The organism is Cytobacillus sp. EB106-05-05-XG126, from assembly GCF_058791715.1.
Map to the genome: position 1 here is coordinate 323,883 of NZ_JBYTDU010000002.1, position 16,696 is coordinate 340,578.

At 41.4% G+C, this 16,696-nt stretch carries 18 protein-coding genes; 17 read left to right on the top strand and 1 reads right to left on the bottom strand.

All coding sequences use genetic code 11. The annotated features are described in order from the left end of the window. The first annotated feature begins 101 nt into the window (after positions 1-101). The 14 genes from AC3WTL_RS12005 (at position 102) to AC3WTL_RS12070 (ending at position 14,493) form a co-directional block, all read left to right on the top strand. The gene (locus AC3WTL_RS12005; RefSeq protein ID WP_222497703.1) at positions 102-1,190 is read left to right on the top strand and encodes an AI-2E family transporter; all 1,089 of its coding nucleotides are present in this window, start codon (positions 102-104) and stop codon (positions 1,188-1,190) included. Between the two features lie 382 nt (positions 1,191-1,572). Next, on the top strand, positions 1,573-4,206 hold the full coding sequence (gene alaS / locus AC3WTL_RS12010) for an alanine--tRNA ligase (protein ID WP_222497704.1): 2,634 nt from the start codon (positions 1,573-1,575) through the stop codon (positions 4,204-4,206). A gap of 42 nt (positions 4,207-4,248) precedes the next feature. Continuing rightward, positions 4,249-4,449, top strand: coding sequence for a hypothetical protein (locus AC3WTL_RS12015; protein ID WP_197248227.1), 201 nt, complete (start codon positions 4,249-4,251; stop codon positions 4,447-4,449). Further along, entirely contained in the window at positions 4,446-4,712 is a 267-nt protein-coding gene (locus AC3WTL_RS12020; RefSeq protein WP_009333061.1) for an IreB family regulatory phosphoprotein, read from the top strand. Before AC3WTL_RS12015 ends, AC3WTL_RS12020 begins: the two co-directional genes overlap by 4 nt. A 2-nt stretch (positions 4,713-4,714) precedes the next feature. Further along, positions 4,715-5,131, top strand: a complete 417-nt coding sequence (gene ruvX, locus AC3WTL_RS12025; RefSeq protein ID WP_174749524.1) for a Holliday junction resolvase RuvX — start codon at positions 4,715-4,717, stop codon at positions 5,129-5,131. 14 nt (positions 5,132-5,145) lie between these two features. Beyond that, positions 5,146-5,430, top strand: coding sequence for a DUF1292 domain-containing protein (locus AC3WTL_RS12030; RefSeq protein ID WP_009333059.1), 285 nt, complete (start codon positions 5,146-5,148; stop codon positions 5,428-5,430). A gap of 485 nt (positions 5,431-5,915) precedes the next feature. After that, the gene (gene mltG / locus AC3WTL_RS12035; protein ID WP_222497705.1) at positions 5,916-7,049 is read left to right on the top strand and encodes an endolytic transglycosylase MltG; all 1,134 of its coding nucleotides are present in this window, start codon (positions 5,916-5,918) and stop codon (positions 7,047-7,049) included. Between the two features lie 269 nt (positions 7,050-7,318). Next, positions 7,319-7,954, top strand: a complete 636-nt coding sequence (locus AC3WTL_RS12040) for an O-methyltransferase (RefSeq protein WP_227888326.1) — start codon at positions 7,319-7,321, stop codon at positions 7,952-7,954. Between the two features lie 5 nt (positions 7,955-7,959). After that, entirely contained in the window at positions 7,960-8,889 is a 930-nt protein-coding gene (locus AC3WTL_RS12045) for a peptidase U32 family protein (protein WP_222497706.1), read from the top strand. Positions 8,890-8,924: 35 nt separating this feature from the next. Continuing rightward, positions 8,925-10,193 carry a peptidase U32 family protein gene (locus tag AC3WTL_RS12050; RefSeq protein WP_492369447.1) on the top strand — a complete coding sequence of 423 codons (1,269 nt, stop codon included), beginning with the start codon at positions 8,925-8,927 and terminating at the stop codon, positions 10,191-10,193. Between the two features lie 3 nt (positions 10,194-10,196). After that, the gene (udk, locus tag AC3WTL_RS12055) at positions 10,197-10,832 is read left to right on the top strand and encodes a uridine kinase (protein ID WP_076257413.1); all 636 of its coding nucleotides are present in this window, start codon (positions 10,197-10,199) and stop codon (positions 10,830-10,832) included. 251 nt (positions 10,833-11,083) lie between these two features. Beyond that, positions 11,084-11,560, top strand: a complete 477-nt coding sequence (greA, locus tag AC3WTL_RS12060) for a transcription elongation factor GreA (RefSeq protein ID WP_009333053.1) — start codon at positions 11,084-11,086, stop codon at positions 11,558-11,560. Positions 11,561-11,616: 56 nt separating this feature from the next. Next, positions 11,617-13,410 (top strand): peptidoglycan D,D-transpeptidase FtsI family protein, encoded by a 1,794-nt coding sequence (locus tag AC3WTL_RS12065; protein WP_492369448.1) that lies wholly within the window; start codon positions 11,617-11,619, stop codon positions 13,408-13,410. A 426-nt stretch (positions 13,411-13,836) separates the two neighbouring features. Continuing rightward, the gene (locus AC3WTL_RS12070; RefSeq protein WP_492369449.1) at positions 13,837-14,493 is read left to right on the top strand and encodes a YrrS family protein; all 657 of its coding nucleotides are present in this window, start codon (positions 13,837-13,839) and stop codon (positions 14,491-14,493) included. A gap of 23 nt (positions 14,494-14,516) precedes the next feature. Here AC3WTL_RS12070 and AC3WTL_RS12075 read toward each other — a convergent pair whose 3' ends face one another. After that, on the bottom strand, positions 14,517-14,723 hold the full coding sequence (locus AC3WTL_RS12075) for a YrzA family protein (RefSeq protein ID WP_252219463.1): 207 nt from the start codon (positions 14,721-14,723) through the stop codon (positions 14,517-14,519). Positions 14,724-14,928: 205 nt separating this feature from the next. Between AC3WTL_RS12075 and mtnN the strand changes: the two genes are divergently transcribed. The 3 genes from mtnN (at position 14,929) to AC3WTL_RS12090 (ending at position 16,664) form a co-directional block, all read left to right on the top strand. Next, the gene (mtnN, locus tag AC3WTL_RS12080; protein ID WP_248348349.1) at positions 14,929-15,633 is read left to right on the top strand and encodes a 5'-methylthioadenosine/S-adenosylhomocysteine nucleosidase; all 705 of its coding nucleotides are present in this window, start codon (positions 14,929-14,931) and stop codon (positions 15,631-15,633) included. A gap of 116 nt (positions 15,634-15,749) precedes the next feature. Beyond that, positions 15,750-16,010 carry a YrhC family protein gene (locus tag AC3WTL_RS12085; RefSeq protein ID WP_492369450.1) on the top strand — a complete coding sequence of 87 codons (261 nt, stop codon included), beginning with the start codon at positions 15,750-15,752 and terminating at the stop codon, positions 16,008-16,010. Positions 16,011-16,523: 513 nt separating this feature from the next. Next, the gene (locus AC3WTL_RS12090) at positions 16,524-16,664 is read left to right on the top strand and encodes a YrzI family small protein (protein WP_076257467.1); all 141 of its coding nucleotides are present in this window, start codon (positions 16,524-16,526) and stop codon (positions 16,662-16,664) included. Positions 16,665-16,696: the final 32 nt, after the last annotated feature.

Genomic DNA, 16,696 nt, shown 5'->3' on the forward strand with positions numbered 1-16,696 from the left:
AAAAGGGCCAGCTTTTTTTCGCAGCTCCATGCTTATCATATTGAATAAGATGCATAATTCCCATGGAAGCTATCACAATAATTACAAGGAGGGGGGCCATATTGAATATTCAAATGAAATGGTATTACCGGCTTGGATTTCTGCTTCTCTTGTTTATTGTGATTTTAGTTTTCCTAAAGCTCCAGGCATTATGGATGCCCGTTCTGGAAATCATTTTTGCCGTATTCATTCCTTTTGTCATTGGGGCATTTATTACATATCTTCTTCACCCGATCGTGGAAAAATTGCATGAAACGGGGCTTCACAGGGGGCTTGCCGTTTTTATTATATATTTTTTGTTCTTCGGGGGAATTGGCCTTATCCTATATAAAGGGATTCCGGCTTTTATTCATCAATTGCGTGATCTGGCGGAAAATGCACCTCAATTTGCAAATCAGTACCGCGGGTGGATCGACGCGATTCAGAGTAAAACATCAACATGGCCAGATGGCCTGCAGACCAGGATTGATGAGGTTATTGCTGCTGTAGAGCAACGATTAAATAATCTTTTATCAAAGGTAATCACATTTTTTCTGAATGTACTGAACTACGCTGTGATTATCGCAGTTATTCCCTTCATTTCCTTTTACCTTCTTAAAGATTTTTCGATTATGAAAAGAGCTGCCTGGTACTTGACGCCAAGAAAATGGAGGAAGGAAGGCGTGTTATTCTTAAGAGATATAGATAAGTCCCTCGGAAGCTATATCAGAGGACAGCTTCTGGTATGTGCAGCCATTGGGGCGATTTCTTCTCTGCTATTCTGGGTTTTTGATATGCGCTATCCTCTTTTGCTGGGCACAATTATAGGTGTTACCAATGTAATTCCTTATTTTGGTCCAATTATCGGAGCGGTTCCGGCTGTCATCATTGCTTCAGCTTTATCGGTTAAAATGGTCGTAATAACTATTGGGATTATTATTGTTCTTCAATTCCTTGAGGGGAATATCCTGTCACCCCTGATTGTTGGAAAAAGTCTTCATATGCACCCTCTTCTCATTATGCTCGCACTGCTGGCCGGCGGAGAAGCTGGAGGGATATTGGGCTTGATTATTGCAGTTCCGATTTTAGCTGTCATTAAAGTAAGTATGATACATGCAAAAAAACACTTTTCAAAAAATAAACAGTCAAAAATCAGCGGAACCTCATCATGATGTTGACAACAATAAAGGTAAATCGCTATAATGCGTCTATAAAGTTATATATTAAACATTTTGACGGAATGAGTATGTTATAGGCCATCTGCGTGAATGCATTGCTGCGTTCATAAAAGAGAGGGAGTTCCATGGCTGAAAGAACTTCCAGATGAAGGATAACAGAAAGCTAATCCTGAGTGCAGCTAATCCCTGCCGTATTTCCGCGTTAAGGATCTGAGAGATGGAAGATTGTCTAATGAACCGGATAAGGATCTGGCCTTTATACTATTAACTTCCATAATCAGGGTGGTACCGCGAGCAAGCTCTCGTCCCTGTCCAGGGATGAGGGCTTTTTTTGTTGTTTTTAGAAGTTTTTACATATTTTAGGAGGTTGGTTAGAATGAAACAATTATCAGGTGCTGAAATACGCCGAATGTTCCTGGATTTCTTTAAAGAGAAAGGACACGCTGTTGAACCGAGCGCATCCCTCGTTCCTCACGAAGATCCTTCCCTTCTCTGGATTAACAGTGGTGTCGCCACTCTGAAAAAATATTTTGACGGCCGTGTCATCCCAGAGAACCCAAGGATTACAAATGCCCAAAAATCCATCCGCACCAACGATATCGAAAATGTCGGCAAAACAGCAAGACATCATACTTTTTTTGAAATGCTGGGCAACTTCTCAATTGGTGATTACTTTAAAGAAGAAGCAATCATCTGGGCTTGGGAGTTTTTGACTGATAAAAAATGGATTGGCTTTGCTGAAGAAAAGCTTTCAGTTACGATTCATCCTGAAGATGATGAAGCTTTTAACATCTGGCGGGAAAAAGTGGGAGTGCCGGAAGAGAGAATTATCCGTTTGGAAGGAAATTTCTGGGATATTGGAGAAGGCCCAAGTGGTCCAAATACAGAAATCTTCTATGATCGCGGTACTGAATACGGAAATGACACAGAAGATCCTGAACTTTATCCCGGCGGTGAAAACGATCGCTATTTAGAAGTTTGGAACCTTGTGTTTTCTGAATTCAACCATAATCCAGATGGCACTTATACGCCGCTTCCTAAGAAAAATATTGATACCGGGATGGGGCTTGAGCGGATGGCATCTGTCGTTCAAAATGTTCCTACCAACTTTGATACAGACTTATTTATGCCGATTATCCGGGGAACGGAAGAAATCTCAGGCCGGAAATATGGAGCATCAAAAGAAACGGATGTTGCATTTAAAGTTATTGCTGACCATATCCGCACAGTGGCATTTGCAGTGGGTGACGGTGCTCTGCCTTCTAATGAAGGACGGGGCTATGTATTAAGAAGATTGCTTCGCCGTGCTGTCAGATATGCTAAACAAATTAATATAAACGAGCCATTTATGTATGAATTGGTGCCTGTGGTAGGAGAAATTATGCATGACTTCTATCCGGAAGTAAAAGAGAAAACAGAGTTTATCCAAAAGGTCATCAAGAACGAAGAAGAACGTTTCCATGAAACACTTCATGAAGGTCTTGCCATTCTTTCATCTGTTATCAAGAAAGAAAAGGAAAAAGGCAGCGATACGATTCAGGGTGAAGACGTTTTCCGTCTTTATGATACGTACGGATTCCCTGTTGAGTTAACAGAGGAATATGCTGAAGAAGAAGGTATGAAAGTGGACCATGCCGGATTTGAAAAGGAAATGGAGGGACAGCGTGAGCGTGCACGTTCAGCACGTCAGGATGTAGATTCCATGCAGGTCCAGGGCGGTGTATTAGGAGAGCTGAAAACCGAAAGCAAATTTGTCGGATATGATAAGCTTCAGACAGAAGCCATAATAGCTGCAATTGTGAAGGATGGGCAATTAATTGAAGAAGCTCATGCTGGTGATGAGATTCAGCTGATCCTGAATGAGACACCATTTTACGCAGAGAGCGGCGGACAGATTGCTGACCAGGGAACTCTTGAAGCAGAAGGATTAATGGTTTCAATTAAGGATGTTCAAAAAGCTCCGAATGGACAAAATCTTCATAGAGCTGTCGTTGAAAAAGGAACGCTGAAGGCTGAAGCATCTGTACTGGCTGCCGTAAATGAGCAAATCCGTTCAAAGGTAATCAAAAATCATACTGCAACTCACTTGCTTCATCAGGCTTTAAAGGATGTTTTGGGAGGCCATGTTAACCAGGCTGGTTCTTTAGTAGGGCCGGATCGCCTGCGTTTTGACTTCTCTCATTTTGGGCAAATTACTTCTGAAGAGCTTGAGAAAATTGAAGCGATTGTCAACGAACAAATTTGGCAAAGCCTTGAAGTTGAAATCAACTACAAGGACATTGAAGAGGCAAAGGCAATGGGGGCTATGGCTCTATTTGGTGAGAAATATGGCAAGATTGTCCGGGTTGTTCAGGTTGGTGATTACAGTCTCGAGCTTTGCGGCGGATGCCATGTTCCTAATACTGCTTCCATCGGATTGTTCAAGATCCAATCGGAAAGCGGAATTGGCGCTGGAACTCGCAGAATAGAAGCAGTAACTGGCGAATCTGCATACAAGCTAATGAATGACCAGATTACTGTATTAAAAGAAGCTTCAGGCAAATTAAAGACCAATCCAAAAGATTTGTCCGCAAGAATTGATGTGCTGCTTGGAGAAATGAAGCAGCTGCAGCGTGAAAACGAATCTTTATCAGCGAAATTGGGCAATATTGAAGCAGGGAGCCTGGTATCAAAGGCAAAAGAAGTCAATGGCATTACCGTTCTTGCTGAGAAGGTCCAGGCATCAGACATGAATAACCTGCGCAATATGGCTGACGATTTAAAACAAAAACTCGGATCTGCAGTTGTTGTATTAGGCAGTGTAAACGAGGGAAAAGTGAATATTATTGCCGGGGTGACAGATGATCTGATTAAAAAAGGCTTCCATGCGGGCAAAGCGGTCAAAGAAGTTGCTGCAAAATGCGGCGGCGGAGGCGGAGGCCGTCCGGACATGGCTCAGGCTGGCGGAAAAGACCCGGAAAAACTTGAAAGTGCTCTGCAATTTGTAGAAGAATGGGTTAAATCCGTTTGATATCCCAGTAAAGTAGTGTAAAATGGAGGTAACCAAGAGAGATTGTTCATCATCAGGAAGAAACAGCTTGTTCTTCACCATGTTTTCCTGTCAGGAACAAGATCATTTATTGATCGCTCTGTATATTCAGGCGGCAGGCCAAACAGTTATGAAGAGGGGGACAAGCGGGTAATGAACCGGATTCAATCCGGCAAATATAACCTATCCTATCCTTCATGCAGAAAAGCGAGGTGTAAGATATGAGCTCATTTGACAAAACAATGAGGTTTAACTTTCCTGAAGAACCAATCGAACAGGATGTGAATGAAGTTCTGTTTCAAGTGTATGGTGCCCTCCAGGAAAAAGGGTATAATCCTATAAACCAAATTGTCGGTTATCTGCTGTCCGGGGATCCGGCTTACATTCCCCGCCATAAGGATGCACGCAATATCATCCGTAAACTTGAACGGGATGAGATCATCGAAGAATTGGTTAAATCATACTTAAAACAGCAGCGTGAGGGGTAAACATGCGGACTATGGGACTGGATGTCGGCTCTAAGACAGTCGGCGTCGCTCTAAGCGATGCGCTCGGATGGACAGCGCAGGGCTTGGAAACCATCAAAATCAACGAGGAAGAAAAAGAGTTTGGTTTTGAAAGAATTGGTGAAATAATAAAAGAGCATGAAGTCAGTAAAATTGTTGTCGGTTTGCCTAAAAATATGAATGGAACCATTGGCCCACGCGGTGAAGCCAGCCAGTTCTTTGCTTCAGAGCTGGAGAAGCTATTTGGCCTTCCGGTCGTATTATGGGACGAGCGTCTCTCAACAATGGCAGCTGAAAGAGTTTTGCTTGAAGCGGATGTCAGCCGCAAGAAACGGAAAAAAGTCATTGATAAAATGGCAGCCGTAATGATTTTACAAGGCTTTTTAAATAGCCAAATTTAATGAGGTGAACAGAAATGAACCATGGAGATAACAACATTACTGTAATTGACGAGGAAGGCAACGAGCAGCTTTGCGAAGTATTGTTCACGTTTGATTCCGAAGAATTCGGAAAGTCATATGTCCTTTACTACCCAGTGGGGGCAGATGAAAATGATGATGAAGAAATTGAAATTCACGCATCAGCATTCAGCCCAAGCGAAGATAGCAAGGATGGCGAGCTGCAGCCGATCGAGACAGAAGAGGAATGGGATCTAATTGAAGAAATGCTAAACACATTCCTTGATGAGCAGGAAGATTAATTATACTGGCCCCCGGGCCAGTTTTTTATTTGCTTCTTTTTCGGCTGGAGCTGAATAAACCGAAAGTGCAAAATGTGGAAAAAAATGGCGAATCTTTTTGGTTTTTGTAATATCCTGCGACTTCCAAAAGAAAATATAGTATAATAAGCCCGTGATGTCTCAGGAACAAAAAGAAAATACAATTTCTTAGGCCAGTTGGCAAGAAAACGTGCAGTTAATTTACAATGCTGTTTTTGCAAAGTTTTTTGCTTTTATAATATTATTTACTGAGTTGATTGCAGCGGCAGGCGCGAGACTCCAGCGGGAGTAGCGGGACAGGTGAGATCCCGCAGACACGAAGCGGTGAGGATGCTCACCGCCTGCCCCGAGGTTCGCTGAGCATCCTGGAGCGGAAATCAACGGACAATATTGAAAGGCGAAAATAAACAAATTATACGAAAAGAGCCATTTACAAAGCTAAGGTCTTTGGAACGGGGGGATATGTGATGTCGGCAGACGATCAAAAAGGGAAAAAAGAAATAATACGCGAAAAAATGATTGAGCGCCAAGGTGAAGCAAAAGTAGTCCGTAAAATTGTACTGATAGTTGCAATCATATTATTAATCTCAGCTGCTGCAGTGCTCGGCGGCGGATATTTTTATATTAATTCAGCTTTAAAGCCTGTTGATCCCGATAATAGTAAGCCGAAAAAAGTAGAGATACCAATCGGGTCTTCTGTTACAGGAATCGGCACAGTCCTTGAAGAAAATGGAATTATCAGGGATGCACGTGTTTTTAAATATTATGTGAAATTTAAGAATGAAGCTGGATTCATGGCAGGAGAATATGAATTGAAGCCTTCCATGAATATGAAGGAGATTCTGGATAGCTTGAAAACAGGTAAGGTAATGGAAGAAGTTGCTTTCAAGATCACCATTCCAGAGGGAAAACAGCTTGAGCAGATAGCAGGGATCATTGCAGAAAAAACTGATAAAAAACCAGAAGATGTGTTGAAAAAACTTAATGAAAAAGCTTTTATTAAGTCTTTAATGGCAGAATATCCTGGATTGCTTACAAAGGAAATCCTGGGTGAGAATATTAAATATCCTCTTGAGGGATATCTATTTCCGGCAACCTATCCTTTTTACAAAGAAGATCCGACTATAGAGGAAGTTGTCAAAGTTATGCTTGATAAAACGGCTTCAGTTATTAAAGAGTATAGCGGTGATATGGAGAAGCAGGAATATACTCCGCACAAATTATTGACAATGGCATCGCTCATAGAGGAAGAAGCAACGGCGAAAGTAGACCGTGATCAGATTGCGAGTGTTTTCTACAACAGGATTGACACAGGAATGCCTCTGCAGACAGATCCAACTGTTCTGTATGCACATGGTGAACATAAATCAAGGGTCCTATATAAAGACTTAGAAATCGACTCACCATACAACACGTATAAGTACCCTGGACTGACGCCCGGTCCAATTTCAAATGCAGGAGTTTCCTCAATTGAAGCAGCATTGGTGCCTGCAGAAACGGATTACCTTTACTTCCTTGCTACATCATCAGGAGAAGTTCTTTTCTCAAAGACATTGGATGAGCATAATCAAAAAAAAGCACAGCATATATCAAATAATTAAATTGGGAAAAGGGGAATGTGCAGATATAGCATTCCCCTTTTACTTATGGTAAAATAGATCAGGTGTTTTAATGTCTTTAAGATAGCGTAAATCACGGACAAGCATGGATACAGGCTCAACTAAGCCGGAATGCAGCACAGCGCATTTTCACATCCTATCTGTGAACGCTATTTTTTCATGTCTAAATAAAAAAACGGCTGAGACCTGAGTGTCTCTTAGAGCCGCAGCTTGACAATAAAATTCCATCTGATCGAGGTGATGCCAGCTTGATGAACGATAAGCTGCATGCATATATAGAGGAAATAATACCTGAAAGATCCCAGTTACTGGACAAAATGGAGCAGTACGCCAAAGAGCATAATGTTCCAATCATGGAGCTGGCAGGAATTGAAGCGATGCTTCAGCTTTTGCGCATTCAAAAACCGAAAATGATTCTCGAAGTAGGCACGGCAATTGGCTATTCAGCACTCAGAATGGCGTTCGCAGTTCCTGAATCGAAAATTGTTACTATTGAACGCGATGCGGAACGTTACCAGCTTGCCGAAAAGTATATAGAAGAAGCCGGGAAAAAGGAGCAAATCATCATCATTAAGGGAGATGCCCTGGAAGTCGAAGAAGATGTTGAAAAGCACGGACGCTATGATGCTATATTTATTGATGCAGCAAAAGGCCAATATCAGCGGTTCTTTGAAATCTATTCACGTTTTCTCTCAGATGGCGGTGTGATTATAACAGACAATGTCCTTTTCAAAGGCCTTGTGTGTGAACCAGATATAGAAAATAAACGTATCCGGAATATGGTTAGAAAAATTGATGTGTTTAATAAATGGCTAATGAGTCATCCTGAATATCATACAGTTATTTTGCCTGTTGGGGATGGCGTGGCAATTAGTAAAAAGAGGTGATTATAATGAATAAACCTGAACTGTTGGTAACGCCAACAAGTGTTGAAGATATCGGGCCCCTTGTGTCTGCGGGTGCAGATGCCTTTGTTGTAGGAGAACAGCGGTATGGACTGAGACTTGCAGGGGAATTCACAAGGGGAGATGTGAAAGAAGCGGTTCAACTTGCACACAAGCATGGGAAAAAAGTGTATGTGGCGATGAACGCTTTATTTCATAATGATAAAGTGCCTGAACTTGAAGGCTATATCAGTTTTTTAGATGAAATAAATGTTGATGCAATCATTTTTGGAGATCCTGCTGTATTAATGGCCGCCCGCTCGGCTGCGCCGGACATGAAGCTCCATTGGAATACAGAAACTACTGCAACAAACTGGTATACATGCAACTACTGGGGCAGAAAAGGTGCAAAACGCGCAGTCCTTGCAAGAGAGATTAATATGGATGCCATCATTGAAATAAAAGAGAATGCCGAGGTGGAAATTGAAGTGCAGGTTCATGGCATGACTGCCATGTTCCAATCAAAGCGCTCCCTGCTGGGCAATTATTATGAATACCAGGGGAAAGCCCTGGAAGTGGAAAACCGCAAACAGGAAAAAAATATGTTCCTTCACGATAAGGAACGGGAAAATAAATACCCGATTTTTGAAGATGAAAATGGCACTCATATCATGAGTCCTAATGACATCTGCATTATAGATGAACTGCAGGAAATGATTGAAGCGGGCATTGATTCATTTAAAATTGACGGGATATTAAAAACTCCTGAGTATATTGTTGGAGTGACTAAACTCTATAGAAAAGCTATAGATCTATGTGTCGAAAATCCGGACCAATACGATGAAATAAAAGATGGTCTTCTCACTGAAGTTGAAGAAATTCAGCCGGCGAATCGTCCGCTTGATACCGGATTCTTCTTTAAGGAAACTGTCTACTAATTTGACTATATTAAAAAGAAAGAGGAGGAAGCTCTATGGCAGCGGTAAAAGAAAAAATTTCCGAAATTGTCAACGGCAAACGGGTTATTGTAAAAAAGCCTGAATTGCTTGCTCCGGCTGGAAACCTTGAAAAGCTGAAGATTGCCGTCCACTATGGTGCCGACGCTGTGTTTATCGGCGGACAGGAATACGGCCTTCGTTCAAACGCAGGCAACTTCACTTTTGAAGAAATGAAAGAAGGCGTAGAATTCGCCAAAAAATACGGAGCAAAGATCTATGTTACAACTAATATTTTTGCTCATAACGATAATATTGATGGTCTTGAGGAATATTTGCTGGGCCTTAAGGAAGCAGGAGTTGCAGGAATCATTGTGGCAGATCCGCTGATCATTGAAACCTGCCGCCGTGTTGCACCGGAGATAGAAGTGCATTTAAGCACACAGCAATCCCTCTCCAACTGGAAGGCAGTCGAGTTCTGGAAGGAAGAAGGATTGGAGCGTGTCGTCCTTGCGCGTGAAACAAGTGCGGAGGAAATCAAAGAAATGAAGGAAAAGGTTGATATTGAAATTGAAACCTTCATTCATGGGGCGATGTGTATTGCCTACTCCGGTCGCTGCACACTCAGCAACCATATGACTGCACGTGATTCCAACAGGGGCGGCTGCTGCCAGTCCTGCCGCTGGGATTATGATTTGTATCAGCTTGAAGGAGAAAATGAAGTACCTTTATACAGCGAAGGAGATGCTCCTTTTGCGATGAGTCCTAAAGATCTTAAGCTGATTGAATCAATTCCGCGTATGATCGAATTGGGAATTGACAGTTTAAAAATTGAAGGACGCATGAAATCCATCCATTACATTGCAACAGTAGTAAGCGTGTACCGCAAAGTGATTGATGCCTATTGTGCAGATCCGGATAACTTCCAGATTAAGCAGGAATGGCTTGAAGAGCTTGATAAATGTGCAAACCGCGAAACAGCGACCGCTTTCTTTGAAGGGGTTCCCGGGTATAAAGAGCAAATGTTTGGAAATCATAGCAAAAAGACGAATATCGATTTCGTCGGGCTTGTGCTGGATTACAATCCGGAAACACAAATTGTTACCCTGCAGCAGAGAAACAAATTTATGCCTGGAGAGGAAGTAGAATTCTTCGGCCCTGAAATTGAAAACTTTACACAAGTCATCGATAAAATATGGGATGAAAAAGGCAATGAGCTTGATGCAGCGCGCCATCCGCTTCAAATTGTTCAATTTAAAGTTGATAAGCCGGTATACCCTGACAACATGATGCGAAAGGAGCTCTAATCAATGAAACGCAAACCCGTTGTAATTGGGGTGGCCGGCGGTTCCGGCTCAGGAAAAACGAGCGTAACTAAAGCGATTTATGACCGATTCAAGGGGCACTCAATCCTTATGATCGAACAGGATTATTATTATAAGGATCAGACTCATCTGCCCTTCGAGGAAAGGCTGAAGACAAATTATGACCATCCGCTTGCATTTGACAACGACCTGCTTATTGAACATATTGAAAGCCTGCTGAAATATGAGCCGATAAGAAAGCCTGTATATGATTATGCCATGCATACAAGGTCTGAAGAAGTAATTGAAGTCGAACCAAAGGATGTCATCATCTTAGAGGGCATTCTGATTCTTGAGGATGAGAGGCTCCGTAATCTGATGGACATGAAATTATATGTAGATACAGATGCAGACCTGCGGATCATCCGCCGCTTATTCAGGGATATAAAAGAGCGGGGACGCACCATGGATTCAGTCATTGAACAGTATGTAAATGTTGTACGGCCAATGCATAATCAATTTATTGAGCCCACGAAAAGATATGCTGACATCATTATTCCCGAAGGCGGGCATAATTACGTTGCCATTGATTTAATGGTCACAAAAATTCAAACAATTCTTGAACAAAAGTCATTTTTATGAAACAATAGCATTGAAAATGTTCTATAGGACTTATCCTTTTACCGAGTGGCTTTTTTAGATCTATTGCTTGTCCTGGTTCAATATAACCGTCAGCTAAATCTTTCAGAGCCGGTCAATATAAAAAGATGATCTGCGCGCCCTTTAACAAAGGACGCGCTCCTGTTCATTTTCTTGATAATATGATAAAAAGAAGTACATACATTATAGAACACATCCTTTTAAAGGATGTGTAATTCGAAGGAGTGAAGGTTTTGGCTACAGAAAAGGTTTTCCCAATGACACAGGCAGGTAAAGAAAAACTTGAGCAGGAACTTGAATACTTAAAATCGGTTAAACGCAAAGAAGTAGTTGAACGTATAAAAATCGCAAGAAGCTTCGGAGATCTTTCCGAGAACTCGGAATATGATTCAGCAAAAGAAGAGCAGGCATTTGTTGAGGGCCGGATTACTACTCTTGAAAATATGATCCGCAATGCAAAAATCATTCAAGAGGAAGAAATGGCTGGAGATATCGTTGGACTTGGCCGTTCCGTTACGTTCGTGGAGCTTCCGGATGGAGACGAAGAAACTTATACTATCGTAGGAAGTGCCGAGGCGGATCCTTTTGAAGGTAAAATCTCAAACGATTCACCAATTGCCAAGAGCCTGATTGGACGTACAGTCGGAGACGAAGTTACCGTTCAGACTCCTGGAGGAGAAATGAACGTACGCATTGTTTCCATTAAATAAGAATAGCTGGTTTGAAATCAGAAAACCTCGTCAAGACTTTTGACGAGGTGTTTTTTATGTGGAGAAAAAGAGCAGTTGGCTGGCTAATCGTTAGTTTCATAATTCTTTGTTTTTTAATGGGAAGGCTTATACAGCTGCAGCTTGTTTCAACAGAGCATTTTACAGGCAGGGAAATCAATCTTTTGGAAGCAAGTGTCCGTCAGCGCTCCCAGGAAATGATTATCGATGCCGGGAGAGGGGATTTTCTTGATCGCAGCGGTAATCCCATGACATTTGAAAACAAATCTGTTCTTATATTATTCCCCTTCCTCGCAAGAATGGATTGGGATATAAAAAAGATATCTGAAATTACGGGTGCTTCGGAGTATTCTTTGCGTCATTCTGTTGAGAATGCAAAAGAACCTTTTGCATTTGGAAGCCCGCAGCCCATTCAGCTGTCTTACGATCAAATGGAGAAAATCAATGATTTGAAAATTCCGGGTGTCTTTGCTGTTGAAAAGAAATACAGCCGTTCCGAAAAACCCGCATCCCAGCTAATTGGAATTACCGGCCAAAATCAGGACGTCCTTAATGAAAGGTACCCGGACAAAAATCTGTCTCCTGACACAATGATCGGCATTACTGGCATGGAGAAGAGCTTTGATGAATTTCTGCTTCCTGAAGGGGCATCAAAACTTGTTTATCATGTAGATGGAACAGGCGGACCCCTGTTTGGCATCGATGTAAAATATGTTGAACCGGCAAATCCCTTTTATCCGGTTAATATTAGGACAACTTTGGACTATGATTTGCAAATGATGGCTGAAAAATTGGCGGATCAGCATGGGATTAAAAAAGGCGGTATTGTCCTGCTTGATATAGAGACTAATTCAATTTTGGCAATGGTGTCGCGTCCATCCCTTAATAAACATAATCCATTTGATGAAGAAAGCAGAGGGACGATTAATCATATGATTAAACAGCAGATCATGGGATCGGTTTTTAAAACGGTAGTGGCAGCAGCCGCAATTGACCATGGTCTGGACGACCCTAAAAGGCAATTTGACTGCAGCAGGAAAATAAATGGGGAGCCGGATCTTAAATATCAGCATGGCATGCTGAATTTCGATGAGAGCTTTGCCAGGAGCTGTAATAATACATTTGCATCCATTGCTAAGGAATTAAAAGATATTAACCCGGATCTCCTTGAGGAGTATGCAGACAAACTGTCATTAATAGGTCCTGTAAGCTGGGAGGGAGATATTTATCACTTCAGCGATTTTAAACAGCTTCAGGACGAAGAAAAAGGACGGGTGTTTCTGTCTGAAGATGCTAAGAAAGACAGTAATTTTGCAGGCATGACAGGAATTGGACAGCATGAGGTGAGAGCTACTCCACTTGCTGTTGCCAACATGATGGCAGCTATAGCCAGAGGAGGAGAGAAAGAAATGGTCCGGGTTGCGTCAGAAATTGAATATAAAAACAGTACATCTCTTATAGAATTCGAGAAACAGAAGCTGCAGGGAGAAATAATTGCCCCGTTTACCGCTATGAAGCTTCAAAGGCTGCTAAGGGAAGTCGTAATCAATGAAGAAGGGACCGGCCGCTGGTTTAAAGAACTTCCTTACGAAGTTGCAGGCAAATCCGGCACTGCCGAAACGGGCATAATGGCAGATGGAAAGCAGCTTCACAATAAATGGTTCGCGGGTTATTTTCCATATAAAAATCCAAAATATGCCCTTGTAACTGTAAATCTGGAGGTTACTGAAGACACAGGAGGAGTGAATCCGCTCTTTGCTGATATAGTCAAAGAAATCTATAACTATAATCATAACCAGGAAACTCCTCCATTGGGCTCTGCAGACCAGTAAACAAATATGGTATAGTGTAACTTTCCGAATACTTCTGTCGTCCATTTAATTGCCGGCAGTACAGGTGTCCATAGGTTATTTCTTTTAACATAACCTGATTCCGTGTTAGAATGTTGACAGCCGCTGTTTGAGTAAAGTAATCCTCATTTTTTATATTAATTTCTTTCAAAGTATGTAGATTTGTGCACTAAGTATATGCACTGAGTTGATCTTCGCTGTGGGCACTTTACTTCTGCGTGAAGTGAGGGAATGCGAGACCCCACAGGCAAAGCCGAGGAGGCTCGCAGGACTCCCCGCGGGTTCGCTGCGTGCCTGGAGCGGAAATCAACAGACTAAATTATAAGTGAAAATTATATTATATTAGTGCATTAAACAGTTCATTTTGATATTTACTTGTAATTCTGACAGATTGGGGAGGAGAAAGTCTTGAAAGGGAATAACAGAGAATCCCGTTTTGGTAAACGGGAAAAAAGAAAAAAAACCAATATCATCTTAAATAGCCTTATTGCACTTGTCATCATCCTTATTATTGTTGTATCAGCCAAGATATTCTTCGGCGGTAATAATGACCAGGCACTTCCTGCCGATGAACAGACAGCATCTGAATCGAAGCAAAATGAGAAAAACAAGGGCAATGATATAGAGCAAAACGAGGATAAAGACGAAGAGGAAGCAGATAAAGAGTCTGAAGAAGAAGAAAAAGAAACAGAAGAGAATGCTGAAGAGGAACCTGAAGAAGATAAAGAACAAGTCGTAACAGAAGGCGGAAGCGGACCTGACGTTGAAAAAACGATTGAAAATCCATCATGGAAACCAGTCGGAACCTCTCAAACGGGAGAGCATACTGCTGTCTACGATCAAAATCATGCAGATTGGCAGGAGATGCTCAGTGCCATTTCTTATGCGACAGGTGTTGATCAGGGGAATATGACTGTTTGGTTCCTCGGAAATAATGGGCCCAATAGCTCTGTTGGGACAGTTTCCACAAAAGATCAAAGTGAAAAGTACCGTGTCTATATAGACTGGGTTGACGGAGAAGGATGGAAGCCATCCAGAGTAGAGGTCTTAAATGCAATAAATTAGTTAATAAGGACGCCAAGGCGTCCTTATTTTTTTGCTTTATAGTGAACCACCGCCGAGAAATAAGTCCTTCCATTCTCATCAAGATGCATTTGATGCGATACGTGGTGGACAGATAAAAGGATGGCTTTATTATGCTCAATCTGTAAATTTATCTTCTTTTCAAGCTCCTTTATAGTAGGAGCCTCATAAAACTCAACCTTATCTTCTATCAAATCAAACTGGAAATTCATCGTGATTCCCCCTTCCCTTCGATACTATCTTTTATTTTATGGGGTGAGTTTTAGTCTGGCAACTTTCAAAACCTGAGAGGTTAATGCATGAATTATTTACGAATATGGCAAACATCCCGTCTATGATGGTAGAATAGAGTTTGCATAAATCATATGGGCAAACTAATTCCATGAATGTAATCAAAGCATAGAAAGAGGTCTTAAAATGAAAATAGCTATTATTGGAGCAATGGAAGAGGAAGTTACTTTACTTAGAGATAAAATAGAAGATAAGCAACAGGATACTATTGCAGGATGCGAGTTTACAGCAGGAAAAATGAGTGGTGCGGATGTTGTGCTGCTCCGTTCTGGAATAGGCAAAGTAAATGCAGCCATGTCGACTGCCATCCTTTTGGAGCGGTACAAGCCGGATTATGTCATTAACACCGGTTCAGCTGGAGGATTTAATCCTGAACTGAATGTGGGAGATACGGTAATTTCGACTGAGGTTAGACATCATGATGTAGACGTTACCGCTTTTGGCTACGAATATGGACAGGTACCTCAATTGCCGGCAGCATTCGAAGCCGATCACAGCCTCGTGCAGATTGCTGAAGCATGCGCCAAGGAAATCGGGGATATCCAGGTTGTAAGAGGGTTAATTGCAACAGGTGACTCCTTCATGAGTGATCCTGCAAGAGTGGATTATATCCGTGATAAATTTACAGACCTTCAGGCAGTAGAAATGGAAGCAGCAGCGGTTGCTCAGGTTGCGCATCAGTTTGAGACTCCTTTTGTTGTCATCCGTGCCCTGTCAGACATTGCAGGAAAAGAATCTGATGTTTCATTTGAGCAATTTTTGGAGAAGGCAGCACTTCATTCTGCTACACTTGTAATGAAGATAGTAAATGCCATTAAGAATAACAAATAACTTTAAAAAGGGATAATCTCTTCCCTATTTTTCCTATCTTACATTATTTACATCACCTTCAAACTTGCTAAGTATGTTAAAGTAGAAACATAGTCTTTCTTAGAAGGTGATAATAAATGATGAACGAAGCAAAGAACTTATATCAAAAAATGGTTGATTTCAAGCGGTTTGCAATTACAATGCTCGCTATCGGATCGTTTTTTTACATTGGCTTAATTATCCCTGACACTGCAAATACAGTTTCTGATTTATATTTAATGGCTGGATCTTCTTCAGCTTTCCTTATAGGCTCAATCCTTTTCTTTATCCTTTCCAGACGATGCAGAACGAAATTGAATGAAACGGATGAAGGTCAGGAATACCTCATGAGAAAATAAGTAAAATCAACGTCCGGATATCCGGGCGTTTTTTTCATTGGCTATTTTCGTAAAGTATGTTGCTTCTTAATAACGAACACCGCACGAAGGAAATGCGTCAGCATTTTCAAATGCCCCTAGCGAAGAGCAACTCACTAAACTACACCCTGCAGCGGAAATTAACAGGCTGTATTTATAAAACAAAAAAATAAAATAAAAATTTATCAAAAAAGGTTTACAAACTGCATAATCGTGGATATAATTACCAGTGTAAGTGAAAATTCTAAAAAGGAGGTCGAATGAAATGATGTTAACTGCAATTGTATTAGGAACACAGCTAAATAAATATTGTACAAATTCGACCTACATGGAATGGATCGCTTAGATTTGCTTTATTGACATTACATATCCATGCCGCAGGGAGAATTGTGCCCTGCGGTTTTTTATGCCTTAATGGCAGGCCGCTGGGAGTATATCTCTTTGCGGCTTTTTTGTGCCTTTTGGCAGGATATGAAAGAGGAGGTGGAATATCTAATGACATTAAATATCTTATTTTTAACAGTCACGATAAAAAAACGTCACGTATCAGCAGAAGATGTTGTTCGTGAACAAATGGCTAAAAAAATTATTGAACAAAACCGTGATCGTCAATTCTCAATTTACCGTCCATTTTAATTTCAGTGACAAAAAAACAAGAAAGGTGGTTT

Coding starts and splice junctions, on each gene's coding strand:
- alaS (WP_222497704.1), top strand. CDS start 1,573: ATGAAACAATTATCAGGTGCTGAAATACGCCGAATGTTCCTGGATTTC.
- AC3WTL_RS12020 (WP_009333061.1), top strand. CDS start 4,446: ATGAGCTCATTTGACAAAACAATGAGGTTTAACTTTCCTGAAGAACCA.
- ruvX (WP_174749524.1), top strand. CDS start 4,715: ATGCGGACTATGGGACTGGATGTCGGCTCTAAGACAGTCGGCGTCGCT.
- AC3WTL_RS12030 (WP_009333059.1), top strand. CDS start 5,146: ATGAACCATGGAGATAACAACATTACTGTAATTGACGAGGAAGGCAAC.
- mltG (WP_222497705.1), top strand. CDS start 5,916: ATGTCGGCAGACGATCAAAAAGGGAAAAAAGAAATAATACGCGAAAAA.
- AC3WTL_RS12040 (WP_227888326.1), top strand. CDS start 7,319: ATGAACGATAAGCTGCATGCATATATAGAGGAAATAATACCTGAAAGA.
- AC3WTL_RS12045 (WP_222497706.1), top strand. CDS start 7,960: ATGAATAAACCTGAACTGTTGGTAACGCCAACAAGTGTTGAAGATATC.
- AC3WTL_RS12050 (WP_492369447.1), top strand. CDS start 8,925: ATGGCAGCGGTAAAAGAAAAAATTTCCGAAATTGTCAACGGCAAACGG.
- udk (WP_076257413.1), top strand. CDS start 10,197: ATGAAACGCAAACCCGTTGTAATTGGGGTGGCCGGCGGTTCCGGCTCA.
- AC3WTL_RS12065 (WP_492369448.1), top strand. CDS start 11,617: ATGTGGAGAAAAAGAGCAGTTGGCTGGCTAATCGTTAGTTTCATAATT.
- AC3WTL_RS12075 (WP_252219463.1), bottom strand. CDS start 14,723: ATGAATTTCCAGTTTGATTTGATAGAAGATAAGGTTGAGTTTTATGAG.
- mtnN (WP_248348349.1), top strand. CDS start 14,929: ATGAAAATAGCTATTATTGGAGCAATGGAAGAGGAAGTTACTTTACTT.
- AC3WTL_RS12085 (WP_492369450.1), top strand. CDS start 15,750: ATGATGAACGAAGCAAAGAACTTATATCAAAAAATGGTTGATTTCAAG.
- AC3WTL_RS12090 (WP_076257467.1), top strand. CDS start 16,524: ATGACATTAAATATCTTATTTTTAACAGTCACGATAAAAAAACGTCAC.